This window comes from Aliterella sp. E5.1, assembly GCF_057473825.1.
In genome coordinates this window covers 40,312-56,637 of record NZ_JBYCCV010000003.1, presented here as the reverse complement: position 1 = coordinate 56,637, position 16,326 = coordinate 40,312, and the positions used below count along the sequence as shown (strand labels likewise).

The following is a 16,326-nucleotide window of genomic DNA, read 5'->3' as shown; positions in this document are numbered from 1 at the left end:
GCTGATAATGAAAGGCGATCACACTATTCGAGGATTATTTGTTGGTTTAGTAACTTTAGACTTTGTTTACTTAGCTACTTCTGCTCCTCAAAGCAATCAAAAAATTGTTGCCTCCGATTATACAATTTCGGCTGGTGGTCCGGCGACCAATGCCGCCGCTACTTTTAGTTATTTAGGCAACAAGGCAACCTTGTTAGGAGTAGTTGGGACTCATCCTACTACCGAACTTATTAAGGCAGATTTGGCAGCTTGCAATGTAGAACTGAGAGAGCTTACCCCAGATACTACTCACTTGCCCCCTGTATCTTCTGTTATTATCACTCAAGGGACGGGCGAAAGAGCAGTAATTTCGATTAATGCGGTGAAAACTCAAGCAACTAGCAGCGATATAGCCACCGATATTTTGAGCAACAGCGATATTGTGCTGATTGATGGACATCAAATAGAAGTAGGCAAAGACTTCGCGCGGGAAGCTAAAATTAGAAATATTCCTGTGGTAATTGATGGCGGTAGTTGGAAGCAGGGATTTGAAAGTATTTTACCTAGTGTTGATTACGCAATTTGTTCGGCTAACTTTTATCCCCCCAACTGTAACAATAGCGAACAAGCGATCGCATACTTGTCTTCCTTTGGCATTCCCTATATTGCGATTACTCATGGCGAACAACCGATCCAATACTTGAGCGATCGTAAAATTCACACTTTAGAAGTTCCTCTTGTTAAAAACATTATTGATACTTTAGGTGCTGGAGATATTTTTCATGGAGCTTTTTGTCATTTTATATTGTCTGAAAGTTTTGCTGATGCTTTGACAAATGCAGCCCAAGTTGCGGCGGATTCTTGCCAAGCTTTCGGTACTCGGCGCTGGATGAATACTTAAGGATAAATAATGAAAGAACTATCAGAAATCTTAGATCTCGCGCGTTCTATTGGTTGGGGTGCATCTTACCTTTTACGATCTTATTACCACGGCGAGATTAATGATGGAAATTTAGAAATTCAAGATAAAAAAGATGGTCCCGTTACTGCTGCCGATATCGCTGTAAATCGCTATATTTTAGACAGATTACAAAATAATTTAGGCGAGGAAGATTTTGGCTATATTAGCGAAGAAACTTACAAGCAGAAATCGAAGCAATTAAAGCAATCTTTGGTATGGATTATCGATCCCTTGGATGGTACGCGAGATTTTATTGATAAAACTGGAGAATACGCAATTCATATTGCTTTAGTAAAAAACCATCGCCCAATATTAGCTGTAGTCGCTTACCCTGAAGCAGAGAAATTATATTATGCAACTCTTGGTAACGGAGCTTTTGGAGAAACTATTGAGGGGCAAATAGCAGCAATAAAAGTTTCTAAGCGTAACGTAATTAATAATTTAGCTTTAGTTGTCAGCCGCACCCATCGAGATGAAAGATTAAATTATCTCCTGCAAACACTGCCTTGCAAAGAGCGGCAATACGTAGGAAGTGTGGGGTGTAAAATTGCTACTATTATCGAACAAAAAGCAGATATATATATTTCTCTTTCTGGTGCATCTGCGCCCAAAGACTGGGATATGGCAGCGCCAGAATTAATATTGACAGAAGCTGGCGGACAATTTACTCATTTTGATGGTACGCCTTTAAAATACAATCAAGGCGATATAAATCAATGGGGTGGTTTACTTGCTAGCAATGGCAATTGTCACGTAGAGCTTTGCAAAGAATCACAGAGAATTTTAGCAGAGTTTGATAGTAAAGAAAAGTCTAGAGATAATTAGGTGTAAAAATGCCCCGCGAGGAGATCCCCCCACCCCCCTTCACTTCGACAGGCTCAGTGACCAAGGGGGAGAATATTTTTGATAGGGGGAAATTAAATGATTTGTTGTTGAATAGAGGAATTTAAAAATATCCTCTTAAACTAAACATTTTGAGCTATTTAGATTTCAGCTACGGCTCTTTCAATCAAACGCCGCGCCAAAGTTTGAGTACCAGTGTGTTCGTAGTAGTTGGTACTAACATCAATAAATGCTGCTAGATAGTCCAACTTATCGTCAGCAACTTCTACAAATTTCTGCAAATTACCCACAACTTTTTGGGGTGTCAAATTGCGTGAAGTAACAAGATTACTCATCCAACCTTTAACTGAATCAAAACTTTGATTGATAAAGTTAAGTTTCCCGGCGGAATTGCCCCCAGGAATTTCGCTATTAATGTTTTTAAAGGTTGAATTATGTTCCAAATCTTGAGGAGTTGTTTGACCTAGATTCGATTGCACTTTGATAATAAAATCTGGCCCCAACGGAATTAACCCGTCAACGCAAACCAAAGCAACCATCCGCATCAACGACTCGCCACTGTAATCAGCTAAAGAGGCAACAAAGTCGCCAATACTATCCCCAGGAATACCGTTGATTTGACAAAAAGCAACTAATTCAGCCACTAATTTGAGCGTTAGATCGATTGTTTGAGCTTTGTCAGCTTTGGGAGTAACTTTGTTTAAAAAACCTAACAAGGGGATTTTTTCACCAACTTTGTTAGCTAAAGCTGCTGCACCCAAAGCTTTATCGGTGCTATCTACAGTTTGATAGAGCCACATTGCTCTTTGATAGCCTTGAGAGCGATCGTTGTATAAAAATATAGCTCTTTCGCCAATCTGTTGAATTAAACTTTCGTCAGTTTCGCCTGTTACCGTCCGAATGGTATTTTCAAAGCCGACTAAGTTGTTCCATTCTCCTGGTGCAACAAAGTCAAGACTCCGCAACATGGAAACAGTTAAGTTATTTGTTGGCAATTCGTTAACTAATTCAAAAATTGCTTTGCTCACATTAGTCTCCAATTTTTTGCTAAATATCTGAGGTTAAAAAAGCGGAAGGAGGAAAAATTTGTTTTCCTCATCGCCGACTACAGCTTTTCAAGTCCTCTGAGGTTAAATTTTTGCAACCAAGCTTCGCGATCGCTTTGGGTAAATGACGCATCGCGGGATGATACCTTTACTTGGTAGCGATCGCCTACCAACAACGCCGTACTATTTTTACCTTGAGCAACGGCTGGATATCCGCCGATTTTCAAACTGCTGTTTTGAAACTTAGCAGCAGGATTTGCGTCACCAGTAACGCCTTGGGTATCGGAGATCGACAGCACAGCTACATCTTTACCACTTCTTTTCAACTTAGCTTCGGCGAAGCCTTTTTTCTCTTGGGTATAAACTCGCTCAAATCCGGCTTGAGTAGGTGGAAAAAATCTATTAAAACTACTCCCTTGGGTTGCGTCTTTAGCAACAGCTAACCCAGTCTTTTTCTGAGTGCTTTCTTGTTGTGCTTGGTCAAAACGTGTGGGAGCCTCGGTTGCACAAGCTGTTACTAGCAGCATTACTGAAACCAACAAAGCCGCTAAAACTCTACGTGCATTACGAACTATCATAATTTGCCTCCTGAATGCTTATTGGAGCGATTATTACTGTTATTTCAACAACAGTTGTCTTTTACTACAATTGTTTTAATTAACTGCGGTATGCAATTACAGCATAGAAAGGATCGCCTCCTCCTGCACCTAACCACTGGAGGAAATTAGGCGCGGGAGCTTGACGACTAATTACTTCCGGCGTGCTAAATTCCGGTACAGATTGGAAGTAACTTTTTACTAACTCCACGCGGCTGCTTTCCGAGCCTTCTCGCCAAGCTTGAATTGCTTTGTCGTAAAACATCCGGTTAGAAAAGCTAAATATTGCTATTCCACCGGGTTTGAGAACGCGGTAAATTTCCGCAAATACAGCTTCTGGGTACTGCAAATACTGCACAGAAACACAGTTAAGCACCGCGTCAAAGTAACTATCAGTAAATGGTAGCTTGGGATCGGCGTTCAAATCTTGGACTACATAGCTATCTAATCGGGGGTTTTTTGCTAATTCCTCGCCGTTAAGTCCGTGTCCTTCAACCTGCGCAAATTTGATTTCATCGGGTAAATGCGATACCCAACTGCTCATCATATCTAAGATCTGGGTATCGGGTTTTAACCGCTCTCGGTACAAGTCGGTAAGGGTGCGAATAAAGCCTTCATCTACATGAGTCACCAGTCGCGGATAGGCATAAAACTGGCGATCGTCGGTATTATCTAATTTGGTACGTTGATCCGGGCGCAGGGGCATTATTATGAGGTAACGATTAGCTTTACTCTTTCTAGTTTAGAAAAAATTACGAACTGTAAATTTACTCTGCTCGATTGAGTATAGCTGGCAAAGAAAAATCAAATTAAAGTAATAAGTACACTAAGTAATTTTGGAAATGCCCTCTACGCCTGTTGAGCAAACTATATGCCAGTGGCAGCAAGTTTTAGCACCGTATAACATGGGTTATAGAATTAAACTGCTATCGCAGCTTTTGACCCGTGCTTTTTCCGAACGATTAGAGCCATTTGGCTTAACTCCATTTCATTGGCTAGTCTTGTGCTGTTTGTGGATAGAAGATGGCTTGCCAACTTCAAGTATTGGTGACAAATTGCAACAAGTTGGTGGTACTTTGACGGGGGTACTCGATCGCATGGAAGAACGCCAGCTAATTCGTCGGGAAAGAGATCCGCGCGATCGCCGCATTTGGCGCATTTGGCTGACGGAAGCGGGAAAGGAATTAGAAAATGTTTTACCCCCGATTGCTGTAGAATTGCGCGAAAAAGCAATGCAAGGCATTTCCATCGAAGATCGCGAAAAAATGTCCAATCTTATCGATTGCGCGATCGCTAATATGTCTTAGATATACTCATACACTAGCCAGGCGGTAGGCGAGGAACCAATAAGTTTTCAAGTAGAGAAACTGGGAATTACAAATCTAAGCACGTCAGCAGATAGAGGCGATCGCCAGTCACTATTAACAAACTCTAGGTATATATAGTGGCAAACATGACTAGAGTATTAACTAATTTTTGCTTCAACATACCTGCTTTGCGATCTAGGAATTATCAGCTATTTTTTGCTGGGCAAGGTATTTCCCTAATTGGTAGTTGGATGACTCAAGTTGCTACAGTATGGCTTGTTTATCAGCTAACAAATTCGCCTTTATTGCTAGGTATAGTGGGGTTTACAAGTCAAATTCCTAGTTTGTTTTTGGCTCCTTTTGGTGGGGTAATGGTAGATCGCTGGAACACGCGGAAAATATTAGTTATTACGCAAGTGTTAGCAATGATTCAGTCTTTAGCACTAGCCGCACTAGCGCTAACAGGCACAATTAGGATTTCGCATATTATTTTTTTGAGTTTGTTTCAGGGCGTAATTAACGCTTTAGATGCTCCAGCTAGGCAAACTTTTGTTCCAGAAATGGTAGAACGCCGAGCGGATTTGGCAAGTGCGATCGCTCTTAATTCTTCGCTGGTAAACGGGGGGCGGTTAATTGGGCCGGCGATCGCTGGTATTTTGATTGCTAGAGTTGGGGCAAGTTATTGTTTTTTGATTGATGGCATTAGCTATATAGCTGTAATTGCTGCTTTATTAGCAATGAATGTTTTGCCCAAAAAGAAATTTCCTAAATCAGGTAATGCAATTCAAAGAATCAAGGAAGGATTTATATACTCTTTCAATTCGCCGTTAATTCGCTCAGTTTTGTTGCTATTAGCCTTATTTAGCTTAATGGCAACACCTTATATGACTCTTATTCCTATTTTTGCTACTCAAGTTTTAGGCGGCGATGCTCATACTTTTGGTTTTCTCACTTCAGCGTCAGGAGTAGGAGCATTAATTGGCGGAATTTATTTAAGTACGCGCAAAAGTGTACTTGGTTTAGGGAGAATAATTGCTTTTGCCCCAGCACTGTGCGGAGTAGGCATTGTTGTGTTTGCTTTATCTCGCACGCTATGGGTTTCTATGTTGATGTTGTTAATTGTTGGCTTGGGTTCGATTCTGCAAATTTCGTCAAGCAATACAGTTATCCAGACCATTGTCGAAGATGATAAACGCGGACGAGTTATGAGTTTATTTACAATGGCACTTTTAGGAATGTTCCCTTTTGGCAATTTATTTGGTGGCATCCTTGCAGACCGCATAGGTGCGCCATATACATTAGTAATTGGGGGAATTTTTTGTATTTTAGGTTCTCTGCTCTTTAGTAAATACTTACCTAAGATTAGACAAGCAACTCGTTCAATTTATCAACAAAAAGGTATTATTCCGGCGGATGCTAATTAGTTTCACCAGGAAGCACGGTAGTGACAGATACAGCATAGTTAGACAACTGATGGCGTTGCTCATTAATTTGCCGCAATTTGGTCTGTTTTTGCTGCCATAATAAAATCGTTGCGGTGCAAGCCACAAATGGCGTGCGTCCACCAAGTTACAGTTACTTTTCCCCATTCTGTAAGTAAAGCAGGATGATGTCCTTCAGCTTCGGAGGCTTCGCCTATTTTGTTTGTAAATGCGATCGCGCTAACAAAATCAGGAAACTTATAAGTAAGTTCTAATCGCGGTTGTCCTTCAACTTCTACTATTTGCCAATCAGGAATTTGTGGCTTAAGTTCGGCTATATCTGCCTCGGTGACACGGGGTGCATCTTTGTGACAAGCAGTACATTTTTGTTGAGTTAGATTTTCCATTTTATATTTCTTTCTTAATTAAACACTTAAAGTATATTTGTTACGCTAGGATTTGAAATCCTGCTTGCGAGAAATGTTTGTCAAAAGTTAAAACTTGCTCTATACCTACGTCTTTCATAACTATGAATGATAAGCAGTCTACTATACCCCAATCTTTATCTTGATGGGTTTTGTAAAAGCCCAAAGCTTTTTTAAATAAGATAGGACTGAGATTAACAACTTCTACCTCGTCAGCCGTCAAGTAATATTCAATAATTTCGATTGCCTGCTGTTTGTAACCACGTACTAAACCGTTACCAATTTCTAGTAAAATTGCATCAGTTATAAGCAAAGGATAGTATTCAATTTTATGTGATAGTGCTAAAGCTTTTTGATGATACTGATCCCGTTGATTGATCAATGCAATTACAAAACTAGCATCAACGAATATCTGTTTCAAGCTTTTTTTCTCCTCTCAAATACAAGTCAAAATTCTCTGCAAAATCTTCAGGAGCGTCTATTTTTATAGCTCTTAATTTCGACATTAAACTCTGTTTTACACTTGTACTTATCTCTCGTATATCCTGTTTTGTCAAAATATAATTGTAAATCTCGTCAAGATATTTTTCATCAATATTATCAATCTCAGTTTTAATTAAATCTCTTTTATCTTGAGAACTTTTGTGGATTGTAATAAAATTTAAATTACTCATATTACCTCTAATAAATATAAATAAGGATACGATTACAAGCATATATTCATTTTAATATAAAGCAAAAAAATTGTTTTGAATGTAAGCAGACTTCATAAGTTAAAATTTAAAACAATCTTAATTGTGTAGGTTCGTCAGTTTCACTCCAAGGCAAGGGCGGAACAGACACATTATGCTGTTGTAATAGTTGGTAGAAGTAACGAGCATTATTAGGCGATCGCTCCTCAACTGGACAATGAACAAAAAAGTAAATCTGCGTACCTTGACGCAAAGTGCGATCACAAAAACTAACCCATTCTTCTAAATAACTCTGATTCAATTGTTGCTGGGGATGACTAATAAAGCGAATTAAACTAAAAGGTGCGCTCACGCTAAAGTTTACAGGTAAATTGGGTTTACGTCTTTCGCTAGATAATTGTGCGTCATCAGGGGCGTTATAAATAGGACGAGAATCAAGCAAGACTCTACCAATTTCTAACTTTTCTAAAATATCTGTCAGCTTACTACTGTGAGGCTCAATAAACCAATCAGCATGACGAACTTCTAAAGCAAGCGGTGCTTGAGTTTGCGCCCAAGCTTCGAGAAAAGTTGTTAAATCGGCTAGTAATTCTGGGCTGTAGCTGGGGGGAAGTTGAGCAAAAATAACTCCTAATCTTTCGCCTAACGTCTGCATTTGCTCTAAAAAGCTTAACGCGCCAGCAATAGAAGGCTGCAACAAACCTTGATGAGTGAATTGTTTAGGCAACTTCAGGCAAAACTTAAAACTTGGCGGAGTTTCTGCTATCCATCGCTTCAAAGTGTTTTGATTAGGGATAGCGTAGAAAGTAGTATTACCTTCAACGGTTGTAAAGCGATCGCTATAAAGCCTCAAAAACTCACTACTACGACTTTTTGGCGGATAAAAATCTCCCACCCAACCTTTGTAAGACCAAACAGCGCAACCGATGCGGAAATTCATGCTAAGTAATCCCGTAATATTAAAAGGGACAAATTAGGAGCTTTCTTCAACAGTGTCACAAAATCAGTCTCCCCAACTACCACCTACTGGGGCAATTCAAAACTTACCCTTAATAGCATTTGAAAACTGGTTTGAGTATGCAATTCGAGCGCAACCCCATCATACCGATTATGCGGGAGTTGTTTGGCATGGGGCGTATGTAGCTTGGCTGGAAGAAGCGCGCGTAGAATGCTTGCGCTCAATTGGCATCGATTATGCCGATTTAGTGGCTATGGGGTGCGAGTTGCCTGTTGTAGAGCTTTCTATCCGCTATCATCGCCCAATTCAATTAGGGATGGCAGCGATAGTAAAAACTCGCATGATGGATGTAAGCGGCGTGAGAATTAATTGGGATTATCAAATCCAATCCCCCGATTTTCAAGACTTGTATGTATCGGCGCAAGTTACGCTAGTAGCTATAGATCGAGAAAAAGGTAAAATTCTGCGCCAATTACCAGAAGCAATGGAAGCAGCTTTTGCTCGATTGACAGCAATGGGTGAAAAGTAATAAAGATTATGTCATCTCTAGAAAAACGCTTAGAAGCCTTCCGTCAGCTACCTCTACGCGCTCAGTTGTCTTTGATTAATTCTACTGCTAGCAATGAAGTTTTGAGCCAAAAGCAGGAGTATTTACAAAGTTTAGAGCGCATCCATAAAGAATGTCTAAACTCTGCCACTCCCGAACAAAAGGCTGCTTACGAAAGATTTATTAAAAATGAGCCTAGCTAAGTCCAGTAAAGAATGCGGGCTTGAGGAAATCGCTTTTGAATCTCGCCTTCAAAAAAGCGCCGCAGTTCTTTCATAATATCGGCGTTGTAAACATACTTTGTTCCGCCAAACTTATTACGCTTGACGCTGCGCTTTTCTTCATCCAAATCTAGCTTGGTATTGGGATACCAACTCAGCAATACTTCTTTAGATCCAGGAGTAAAGCGGTGGGAAATTAGCTCAAAAGTTAGATCGCAATCAAAATCAAGAGCCGCCGAAATCTCATCAAATAGCTGAGTATAGTGCGCCTCCCACTCTTCACCGGGCATAATGGGCGCAATGACTATTCCCACCGGATAACCGCCACCGCCAAGACTTCGCGGTAAAGCCAATTTTCGCAATGCCGCAAGCCGTGCCGTTACTTTCGCTGTACCGCCCTCAAACCGCCCAGAAACGGGCGCAGCATTGACACTTACCCGGCAGCGAGTATGACCGTTATGAGGCAAATCGAGTAAATTATCTACTGCCTCAAACTTAGAAACCCAACGCAAATAACCATCTTCTCGCGTCCCAAAATAGCGAATAGCTTCAGCTAAACTCCCAGTTAAATGCTCAATTCCTAATGGGTCAGTATAGCAGCTAACTTCAAAGCTTTTAGCTTCCCCTGGGCGCTCGTAGTTAGCTAAATTTGCTAGTATCTGCGGCAAGTTGGCAAAGACGCGAATTACTGGCGGTCCTTGCAGACTACCTGCTAAATAGCAATACTGACAGTGGGCTGGGCAGCCTTCAGCAATATGAAACTGCCAATCCGCCGATGGGGGAATAGGACTAAGCTTGAACGCACTAGGGGGAGCCGTAACCACCGCTAAAGTACGTTTGGCAAGGTCGTAGGTTTCGCGGGGCGTTTCGCCGCGTAATCCCGTTAAGCGATTGCGGGGTAACTCCTCTACAGGTAAATTAAAACTTTGTACCCGCTCGTAAAGCTGCTGTCCCCAAGGTTCATCTAAAGCTGCGGGAGTAAATATTACGCGATCAGGCATCCACAACTTAGAGAGTGGCGCGTTAACGGTGGGAGTGGTTTGGACTATGGTTCCTGAGTTCATTTAAAAAAATGTGTAGAGTGCAAATAAACTAGGACTGAAAAGAAACTTGGCGGCGCAGAATTGTTATCCTGCACCTAATATCTTAGTTTTCTAGAACTTCGCGGATGCGTTGCTCTAATCGCTCTAAATCTAAACCGCCTTCATCACGGGCAATCCGCCTAACTGTCTTATTGACATTATTGAGGTCTAACAATAAGTCATGGAGGATTTCTTGCTGCTGACGTGACTGGGTAACTTCACGGGGTTCTTGCACTAAGTCGCGCACGATGGAGTCTTCAGCGCGAGATGCTACTACTGGGTCTTTCTGACCTTGTACCTGTACAAATGTCCTTCTACCTGGACCTCGATCTTCTTCGATAGGAATGACGGCGGTAACTTGGTCAGAACGTACATACTTACCAAATCCTAAATGTACTAATACCGATGACTGTATTCTCATTTAGCTATTGCTTTTCTCTTTGACTTATCTCTATTATCGAACATTTAGAGATGAGCTAGGAACTATACTCCGAACGGCTTTTGCTACTTTTTTGTAGGGATAGCCGCTAAGTGTTCATGCTAGAAATTTGGTTCATCAACGAACGATCGCCCGTTGATTGAATTAAACCCCGCCGGAGGGATTTGAACCCCCGTGGTACAACTTAGAAGGTTGTTGCCTAATCCACTCGGCCACGGCAGGATGCTTTGTTTGTTGCTAAATTATAACCCATTTCTAAAAACAGGCGTTACTTAGCAGCTTAACATTACACTATCAAAATGATGAGCCTGGTTGAGTCAGAAATTCTGCTTCGGCGGGTGTATTTGTCCGACCAAGAATTTTGTTACGGTGGGGAAAACGCCCAAAGCGTTCAATTACCGCCTTATGGCGCAAGGCATAATCGATAGTATTCGCACTCGCAGGATCGTTAGACAAAGTTGAAAATAGTTCAATGCTTCGTTCTTGGTCGGCAAGATTTTCACTATGCTCGAAGGGCAAGTAGATAAACCAGCGCTGTACTGGTAGTAAAGCGCGATCGCATTTTCGATCTACCGCACTTTTAGCTACAGACAGCGCTTTGGCATCGGTAGCAAAGCTTTGGGGCGTTCTGCGAAAGATATTGCGCCCAAACTGATCTAATAGCAAAACCAGCGCCAAACAACCAAGAGGTGAATCTTGTAAGTAGTCTAATTCACCCCTGGCGGCTTGTTCGTAGTCTACTAAGAAGCGATCGCCTAATTCTTCGTCAAACTCTGGATTTTTGGTAAACCAAAACGATCGCTCTTTACCATAATCTACTGATTGGGGAGCGCCAAACCAAAAGTCTAAAATCTCCTCTACTCTTGCCATGCTTTAACGCAATGTTAAATTGGAGTTTAAGGTTACATCTAAATCTGTATCGGGTTCAATCACTACTACATCAGCTTTGCGGTTGCGTAGCAATGCGCCACCCAATGCACCTGCTCCCGTACCTAATAGTATTTCTTCAGTAGCAATAGCGCGATCGCCTGTCAAAGCTCCTAGAGCGGCGGAGGCTGCTGCACCTACGGCTGCACCCTTTAAGATATTTCCAGTTTTAGATCCTTGCCTAACAGTGGTTTGGCTAATTACTTTAGATGTGGCATCAATTGACTGACGGCGGTTATTTGTAACTAATGTCGTAGCTACAAATTGAGAACCATTGGTAGCAGGTTGCAATTCGCCTTCAATGGTACTTCCGGCAGGAATCAATATAGTCCCGCTTCTATTGATAATATTGCTGGCTACAGTCAAAGTTACAGCCATAGTTTCATTGGGACTAACAACAATTTTCTCTGCTTTGTTGTAGCGGACGGGAATCGTTGTTCCCGAAGGAATGGTAATTTGAGTATTAGTATTAGTAGTATTACTTCTTTGCGTTGGGAAAAGTTGAGCCGAAGCTGACGCATTGCTAAATAAAGGTGCGCTTGTACCTGTGGTAATTGCTAGTGCCATGAGCGCGGCTGTTCCAGATTTCCAATTAGCCATAAATACCTTGTTTGTTGAGTAAACTGTTTTAGTGCGTGTTAATTTTAAAGACATTTCTCGTCAAAAAAGGTTCCTATCTAGATTATTTACTTGACTATTTATAGTATTAATGATAGCCAGCACAATTAAGGTTGTTCAAATCCCAATACTCGCGCTGTCATCTCCTCTACAGTACGCGGCTCGGTTTGAAAAGTTACCCAGCCTTCGCGCTTAGAGTGGCGGGGAAGAAGAGCAATTTCCAATTGGGCATTTTCTTGTTCTTGACCCGAATTTTCAAGCGTTACTTCAATTTGCACAGTTTCGGCGGTAGTATCGCCTCTATTTGTCACTGAGACAGGAACCATAAAGTGATTTGCTTGCGGCTGCGGCTTGCCTAGCTCTAATTGAATATTAGCGGGTGTTTTGGCGGAGGTTGCACCGTCATACACTAAATAGCCCAATGCACAGAGTACGAGGACAAAGCTTACTGCAAAAACCAGCCACTCTAACCAATTTTTTTGTAATTTCATTGTAACAGCAGCCTCCCCGCCGAAGCGCCCAAATTAGCGGCAAGTCCTAATACTACAGTTTCCGACAAGCAAACGATCGCGGAAGTGTCATCAAAGCGTCCAAACACCCACAACATTGCCGCCGAAACCACTAAAGAAATTGCATAAGTAATGACTGCGCCACCAAATACCGTTTTTAAGCCCCTACTTTTGCTAAAGCTCTGCGTCCCTGAAAAATCGCTGTAAAACAATAGCAACGAACCAAAAACCATAGACAGTATTGCCATACCTAGCAATTTGAAAGCTGTAGATTGAGTAGCAATGACAATAATTTCTTCTGTAGGTGCAACATTTGCGGCAAATAACACCGCTCCGCAAGTCGCGATCGCGCCTTGTCCCATTAAGTCACTACCTTCCGATAAAAATGGCGTTAAATTGTCTTCTGCTCCTGTATTGCCATGAGCTTCACTCCCGCCTAACTGAGCCGTACCGACAGACACACCAATTGCTACTGTCATCGATTCAATAATTATTTTGCCTGCAACTTCCCTCCCTGGCATTTCGGTTGTAATTTGCCCTAGTAGCCAAAGAACAATAGCAGAAATTGCCATCCCTATTCCCATTTCTTCTACCGAATCGACGGCTACTTCTAAAGGGGTAAAATCGTACCTCAGTCCCGCGTAGCGGTTATATCCTAGCAATAGAGTAAAAGTAGCTAAAACGTAGAGTAACAACCGCAAAGGGTGCATAGTAAAACCCGCCCACCATACTTCCATTGTGTAAAGTAAAGGCAAGCTAAACATTAGCCCCCCAGCAATCCCGCGTAAATATTCTTGAAGACTCCGCCCGATAGAGAGATCTTTTTGAGAGCGATTCATGACAGCAACTTAGGTAAAATTTATACCTTTGTTTTCATCCTCTACCTAAGTAGTTTGTTGTTCATCCATCTGCTGACTTATTTATTTTTTTTAGTAAATAAGTCAGTAAACATCATCAACAAACCGACACCAAAAATAGCGATCGCAAGCCCAGCAGTAATTAAGTCCAGCGTATTAGTATCCATAGTTTAAAAATCAACACCGCGCTTAAGTTCTACCCCAGTATCAGCATAATGTTTGTGACAAAATACTTCCGAATGCACTCCAGCTAAGTCAAAGTAAGCTGGAGGATTGTGACAGCGCCCAGTAATTACTATTTGCGTATCGCGGGGCTTGCGCAGGAGTGATTGCACAATTGGATTTGGATCTAGCAATTCTAAGTCTACCGTAGGATTAAGCTCGTCTAAAATAATTGTCTTATACAAGCCAGAAGCGATCGCGGCTCTAGCAATTTCCCAACCTCTTTCTGCTTCTACATAATCAAGCTCTTTTTGTTGTCCGCGCCAAACGATCGCATCTTGTCCGCAACGTTGATGATCGACTAAATCTGGGTAACTTTGTCGTAAAGCAGCGATCGCCGCATCTTCTGTATATCCCGTTCCACCTTTGAGCCATTGCATAATCAATACGCGGTGCGACTTATCTTGACTGATACCCTTACCAATGGCTTGTAACGCCTTACCGAGGGCGCTTGTAGACTTGCCTTTCCCTGCACCAGTATAGATTTCTATCCCTGTAATTCCTTGAGCGGCGGCGGTGGGATGGTAGTGGGGTTTCATTTCTGAGTGCAAATCGGCAATCTCTAGCAATTGCGGCGGTGCAGCCCTCCCGGTGGCAATAACTTCTAATTCCTCTGGTTTGGACTTCAGCACTTTGACAACTTCCTCTACATCCAACAAGCCCAAATCGAGCATGGGGTTGAGTTCATCTAAAACTACCACCGAATACAACCCAGATGCGATCGCACCTTTCGCCACATCCCAGCCGCGAATTGCCTCTTGGCGATCAAAACGGGTAATTTGCTCTTTGTTAAAAAACTCGGCTCTACCCGTGCGGACTTGATCGATTAGGTGGGGAAAACCTTGTTGCAACGCTTCAATTGCGCCATCTTCATCGTAAGCCCGTTCGGAACCTTTAAGAAACTGTAAAAGTAAAACGCGGGTAGCAATATTACTATTTATCCCTAACCCAATAGAGCGTAAAACTACCCCTAAAGCTGCTTGAGACTTACCTTTGCCTGCACCGTCGTATACATGAATTTGACCTACTACCCGGTGGGTTCTTAGTTGCGCCGTGCGAATACCGATACCGTTTCTTGTCATTGCTTTATTGAGGGATTGTGTCAGGTTTTTATCTTAACAACTGACCAATGCCAGAAAATACGTCCCTAAACAAAAGTCACCAGGTAGATATAATTAAGTTAAAAATTAAAAAGCGCACATCGCAGTATATAAATACTAACTTCTGCCTTTTACCTCAAAAAAGTGCTAATGTTTGCCTTTGTTTTCAATATTTTGGCGCTGAATGGTTTTCTTCCACTCACCCAGGCAGATATTTGGCTGCGATTATTGTCAGTTTTAGTATTAATTGCCATCAATGCGTTTTTTGTGGCGGCGGAATTTTCTTTAGTCACCGTGAGGCGATCGCGCATTCATCAATTGGTAGAAAACGGCGACGTAGAAGCGGTGGCGGTACAAACTTTGCAAAGAAGCATCGAGCGCCTGTTATCGACGACTCAGCTAGGAATTACGCTTTCTAGCCTTGCTCTGGGCTGGATTGGCGAAAGTACGATGGGGATTTTGGTAGCTTCATTAATTGAAAATTTGCCCATAGATCGAGGGATACGGAGCTTAATAATTCATTCCATATCCGTCCCCAGCGCTTTTCTATTAGTTGCTTACCTGCAAATAATTTTAGGCGAATTATGTCCCAAATCTATAGCGTTACTTTATCCAGAGCAGTTAGCGCGACTTTTGGCTTCCCCCGTAAAAGCGATCGCGCGTTTATTTAACCCCTTAATTTGGGTAATCAATCATTCTACTCGTTGGCTATTGCGATTAGGAGGAATTAACTATACAGGACAAGGCTGGAGAACCCCCGTATCGCCACAAGAATTACAGCTAATTATTGCTACCGAGCGTGAATCTACAGGCTTGAAAGCTAGAGACAGAGAATTACTAAATAATGTGTTTGAGTTTGGCGATGTCACCGCCGCCGAAGTCATGATTCAACGCAATAATATTGTATCTTTACCAATTAACGGAACCTTTGAGTCACTATTGCAAGTAGTCACAGCTACCGGACACTCGCGGTATCCCATAGTGGGCAAATCTTTAGATGATGTCTGCGGCATTATTGAATTTAAGGAACTAGCAACGCCGTTAGTTACTGGAAAGCTTGACCTAGAAACACCGCTAAAATCGTGGATTCGTCCAGTGAGGTTTGTACCCGAACATACGCCCCTAAGCGAACTATTGCCAATGATGCAGCGAGTCAATTTATCTATGGTGATGATAGTAGACGAGTTTGGCGGCATTGTGGGCTTGGCAACTATCAAAGACTTGGTAGCGGAAATTATTGGCGATACTGGGGAACCAGGAAGCGCAGATGAACTGATGATCGAACGCTTGGACGAGCAAACTTATTTAGTGCAAGCGCAGATGAATTTAGAAGACCTCAACGAATTATTAAAGCTCAATTTACCCTTAAAAAACGAGTATCAAACTTTAGGGGGCTTTTTGCTCTATCAGTTGCAGAAAATTCCTGCCGTTGGAACTACTTTAACTTACGGAAACCTAGATTTTACAGTGATTTCCGTCGATGGGGCGCGTTTGCATCATATAAAAATGCATCGTCAAACGTAATAGTTTGCAACTTCTCTATGTCGTCGCATTACACAACCTATGACGGAAGGTA

General features: G+C 42.0%; 21 protein-coding genes and 1 tRNA gene. 7 read left to right on the top strand and 15 right to left on the bottom strand.

Annotated elements, in window-relative coordinates; genetic code table 11:
- Positions 1-7: 7 nt before the first annotated feature.
- Positions 8-880: a sugar kinase gene (locus AC2VE5_RS02110; protein WP_486886130.1), complete on the top strand. Its 873-nt coding sequence runs from the start codon at positions 8-10 to the stop codon at positions 878-880.
- Between the two features lie 9 nt (positions 881-889).
- Complete coding sequence (locus AC2VE5_RS02105) at positions 890-1,765, top strand: 3'(2'),5'-bisphosphate nucleotidase CysQ family protein (RefSeq protein WP_486886129.1); 876 nt, start codon at positions 890-892, stop codon at positions 1,763-1,765.
- Positions 1,766-1,923: 158 nt separating this feature from the next.
- On the opposite strand, the gene AC2VE5_RS02100 is transcribed toward AC2VE5_RS02105, so the two are convergent.
- From AC2VE5_RS02100 to AC2VE5_RS02090, 3 genes are all read right to left on the bottom strand, one after another.
- The gene (locus AC2VE5_RS02100) at positions 1,924-2,811 is read right to left on the bottom strand and encodes a hypothetical protein (protein WP_486886128.1); all 888 of its coding nucleotides are present in this window, start codon (positions 2,809-2,811) and stop codon (positions 1,924-1,926) included.
- Between the two features lie 77 nt (positions 2,812-2,888).
- Positions 2,889-3,407, bottom strand: a complete 519-nt coding sequence (locus AC2VE5_RS02095) for a hypothetical protein (RefSeq protein ID WP_486886127.1) — start codon at positions 3,405-3,407, stop codon at positions 2,889-2,891.
- A 79-nt stretch (positions 3,408-3,486) separates the two neighbouring features.
- Positions 3,487-4,131: a class I SAM-dependent methyltransferase gene (locus AC2VE5_RS02090; protein ID WP_486886126.1), complete on the bottom strand. Its 645-nt coding sequence runs from the start codon at positions 4,129-4,131 to the stop codon at positions 3,487-3,489.
- A 136-nt stretch (positions 4,132-4,267) separates the two neighbouring features.
- On the opposite strand from AC2VE5_RS02090, the gene AC2VE5_RS02085 reads away from it, so the two are divergent.
- Both AC2VE5_RS02085 and AC2VE5_RS02080 read left to right on the top strand, forming a co-directional pair.
- Positions 4,268-4,732, top strand: coding sequence for a MarR family winged helix-turn-helix transcriptional regulator (locus AC2VE5_RS02085; protein ID WP_486886125.1), 465 nt, complete (start codon positions 4,268-4,270; stop codon positions 4,730-4,732).
- Positions 4,733-4,878: 146 nt separating this feature from the next.
- Positions 4,879-6,156, top strand: a complete 1,278-nt coding sequence (locus tag AC2VE5_RS02080; protein WP_486886124.1) for an MFS transporter — start codon at positions 4,879-4,881, stop codon at positions 6,154-6,156.
- A 62-nt stretch (positions 6,157-6,218) separates the two neighbouring features.
- Here AC2VE5_RS02080 and AC2VE5_RS02075 read toward each other — a convergent pair whose 3' ends face one another.
- The 4 genes from AC2VE5_RS02075 to AC2VE5_RS02060 form a co-directional block, all read right to left on the bottom strand.
- Positions 6,219-6,560, bottom strand: a complete 342-nt coding sequence (locus AC2VE5_RS02075) for a 4a-hydroxytetrahydrobiopterin dehydratase (RefSeq protein ID WP_486886123.1) — start codon at positions 6,558-6,560, stop codon at positions 6,219-6,221.
- 40 nt (positions 6,561-6,600) lie between these two features.
- The gene (locus AC2VE5_RS02070; RefSeq protein ID WP_486886122.1) at positions 6,601-6,999 is read right to left on the bottom strand and encodes a type II toxin-antitoxin system VapC family toxin; all 399 of its coding nucleotides are present in this window, start codon (positions 6,997-6,999) and stop codon (positions 6,601-6,603) included.
- Positions 6,980-7,252: a hypothetical protein gene (locus AC2VE5_RS02065; RefSeq protein WP_486886121.1), complete on the bottom strand. Its 273-nt coding sequence runs from the start codon at positions 7,250-7,252 to the stop codon at positions 6,980-6,982. The genes AC2VE5_RS02070 and AC2VE5_RS02065 overlap by 20 nt, the downstream gene beginning before the upstream one ends.
- Positions 7,253-7,358: 106 nt before the next feature.
- Positions 7,359-8,210 (bottom strand): DUF72 domain-containing protein, encoded by an 852-nt coding sequence (locus AC2VE5_RS02060; RefSeq protein WP_486886120.1) that lies wholly within the window; start codon positions 8,208-8,210, stop codon positions 7,359-7,361.
- A gap of 52 nt (positions 8,211-8,262) precedes the next feature.
- Here AC2VE5_RS02060 and AC2VE5_RS02055 point away from each other — a divergent pair, with 52 nt between their 5' ends.
- Positions 8,263-8,757, top strand: coding sequence for an acyl-CoA thioesterase (locus tag AC2VE5_RS02055; RefSeq protein ID WP_486886119.1), 495 nt, complete (start codon positions 8,263-8,265; stop codon positions 8,755-8,757).
- Between the two features lie 8 nt (positions 8,758-8,765).
- Positions 8,766-8,978, top strand: coding sequence for a hypothetical protein (locus AC2VE5_RS02050; RefSeq protein WP_486886118.1), 213 nt, complete (start codon positions 8,766-8,768; stop codon positions 8,976-8,978).
- On the opposite strand, the gene AC2VE5_RS02045 is transcribed toward AC2VE5_RS02050, so the two are convergent.
- The 8 genes from AC2VE5_RS02045 to AC2VE5_RS02010 form a co-directional block, all read right to left on the bottom strand.
- The gene (locus tag AC2VE5_RS02045) at positions 8,975-10,060 is read right to left on the bottom strand and encodes a spore photoproduct lyase family protein (RefSeq protein WP_486886117.1); all 1,086 of its coding nucleotides are present in this window, start codon (positions 10,058-10,060) and stop codon (positions 8,975-8,977) included. The two genes, AC2VE5_RS02050 and AC2VE5_RS02045, sit on opposite strands and share 4 nt — an antisense overlap.
- An 82-nt stretch (positions 10,061-10,142) precedes the next feature.
- Entirely contained in the window at positions 10,143-10,499 is a 357-nt protein-coding gene (locus AC2VE5_RS02040) for a hypothetical protein (RefSeq protein WP_009632747.1), read from the bottom strand.
- Positions 10,500-10,666: 167 nt separating this feature from the next.
- Positions 10,667-10,739, bottom strand: a tRNA-Arg gene (locus AC2VE5_RS02035).
- A gap of 72 nt (positions 10,740-10,811) precedes the next feature.
- Complete coding sequence (locus tag AC2VE5_RS02030) at positions 10,812-11,387, bottom strand: DUF924 family protein (RefSeq protein ID WP_486886116.1); 576 nt, start codon at positions 11,385-11,387, stop codon at positions 10,812-10,814.
- Positions 11,388-11,390: 3 nt separating this feature from the next.
- Entirely contained in the window at positions 11,391-12,044 is a 654-nt protein-coding gene (locus tag AC2VE5_RS02025) for a hypothetical protein (protein ID WP_486886115.1), read from the bottom strand.
- Between the two features lie 125 nt (positions 12,045-12,169).
- Positions 12,170-12,553 (bottom strand): hypothetical protein, encoded by a 384-nt coding sequence (locus tag AC2VE5_RS02020; RefSeq protein WP_486886114.1) that lies wholly within the window; start codon positions 12,551-12,553, stop codon positions 12,170-12,172.
- The gene (locus AC2VE5_RS02015) at positions 12,550-13,410 is read right to left on the bottom strand and encodes a TIGR02587 family membrane protein (RefSeq protein WP_486886113.1); all 861 of its coding nucleotides are present in this window, start codon (positions 13,408-13,410) and stop codon (positions 12,550-12,552) included. Before AC2VE5_RS02015 ends, AC2VE5_RS02020 begins: the two co-directional genes overlap by 4 nt.
- 188 nt (positions 13,411-13,598) lie before the next feature.
- A complete protein-coding gene (locus AC2VE5_RS02010; RefSeq protein ID WP_486886112.1) occupies positions 13,599-14,732 on the bottom strand; it encodes a cob(I)yrinic acid a,c-diamide adenosyltransferase in 1,134 nt (377 codons plus the stop codon).
- Positions 14,733-14,900: 168 nt separating this feature from the next.
- Between AC2VE5_RS02010 and AC2VE5_RS02005 the strand changes: the two genes are divergently transcribed.
- Positions 14,901-16,274 carry a hemolysin family protein gene (locus AC2VE5_RS02005; protein WP_486886111.1) on the top strand — a complete coding sequence of 458 codons (1,374 nt, stop codon included), beginning with the start codon at positions 14,901-14,903 and terminating at the stop codon, positions 16,272-16,274.
- The last annotated feature ends 52 nt before the right edge of the window (positions 16,275-16,326 follow it).

Excerpts from the sequence above, each read along its gene's own strand:
- AC2VE5_RS02110 (WP_486886130.1), top strand. The coding sequence starts at position 8 with ATGAAAGGCGATCACACTATTCGAGGATTATTTGTTGGTTTAGTAACT.
- AC2VE5_RS02105 (WP_486886129.1), top strand. The coding sequence starts at position 890 with ATGAAAGAACTATCAGAAATCTTAGATCTCGCGCGTTCTATTGGTTGG.
- AC2VE5_RS02095 (WP_486886127.1), bottom strand. The coding sequence starts at position 3,407 with ATGATAGTTCGTAATGCACGTAGAGTTTTAGCGGCTTTGTTGGTTTCA.
- AC2VE5_RS02090 (WP_486886126.1), bottom strand. The coding sequence starts at position 4,131 with ATGCCCCTGCGCCCGGATCAACGTACCAAATTAGATAATACCGACGAT.
- AC2VE5_RS02085 (WP_486886125.1), top strand. The coding sequence starts at position 4,268 with ATGCCCTCTACGCCTGTTGAGCAAACTATATGCCAGTGGCAGCAAGTT.
- AC2VE5_RS02080 (WP_486886124.1), top strand. The coding sequence starts at position 4,879 with ATGACTAGAGTATTAACTAATTTTTGCTTCAACATACCTGCTTTGCGA.
- AC2VE5_RS02075 (WP_486886123.1), bottom strand. The coding sequence starts at position 6,560 with ATGGAAAATCTAACTCAACAAAAATGTACTGCTTGTCACAAAGATGCA.
- AC2VE5_RS02065 (WP_486886121.1), bottom strand. The coding sequence starts at position 7,252 with ATGAGTAATTTAAATTTTATTACAATCCACAAAAGTTCTCAAGATAAA.
- AC2VE5_RS02060 (WP_486886120.1), bottom strand. The coding sequence starts at position 8,210 with ATGAATTTCCGCATCGGTTGCGCTGTTTGGTCTTACAAAGGTTGGGTG.
- AC2VE5_RS02050 (WP_486886118.1), top strand. The coding sequence starts at position 8,766 with ATGTCATCTCTAGAAAAACGCTTAGAAGCCTTCCGTCAGCTACCTCTA.
- AC2VE5_RS02045 (WP_486886117.1), bottom strand. The coding sequence starts at position 10,060 with ATGAACTCAGGAACCATAGTCCAAACCACTCCCACCGTTAACGCGCCA.
- AC2VE5_RS02040 (WP_009632747.1), bottom strand. The coding sequence starts at position 10,499 with ATGAGAATACAGTCATCGGTATTAGTACATTTAGGATTTGGTAAGTAT.
- AC2VE5_RS02030 (WP_486886116.1), bottom strand. The coding sequence starts at position 11,387 with ATGGCAAGAGTAGAGGAGATTTTAGACTTTTGGTTTGGCGCTCCCCAA.
- AC2VE5_RS02025 (WP_486886115.1), bottom strand. The coding sequence starts at position 12,044 with ATGGCTAATTGGAAATCTGGAACAGCCGCGCTCATGGCACTAGCAATT.
- AC2VE5_RS02020 (WP_486886114.1), bottom strand. The coding sequence starts at position 12,553 with ATGAAATTACAAAAAAATTGGTTAGAGTGGCTGGTTTTTGCAGTAAGC.
- AC2VE5_RS02015 (WP_486886113.1), bottom strand. The coding sequence starts at position 13,410 with ATGAATCGCTCTCAAAAAGATCTCTCTATCGGGCGGAGTCTTCAAGAA.
- AC2VE5_RS02010 (WP_486886112.1), bottom strand. The coding sequence starts at position 14,732 with ATGACAAGAAACGGTATCGGTATTCGCACGGCGCAACTAAGAACCCAC.
- AC2VE5_RS02005 (WP_486886111.1), top strand. The coding sequence starts at position 14,901 with ATGTTTGCCTTTGTTTTCAATATTTTGGCGCTGAATGGTTTTCTTCCA.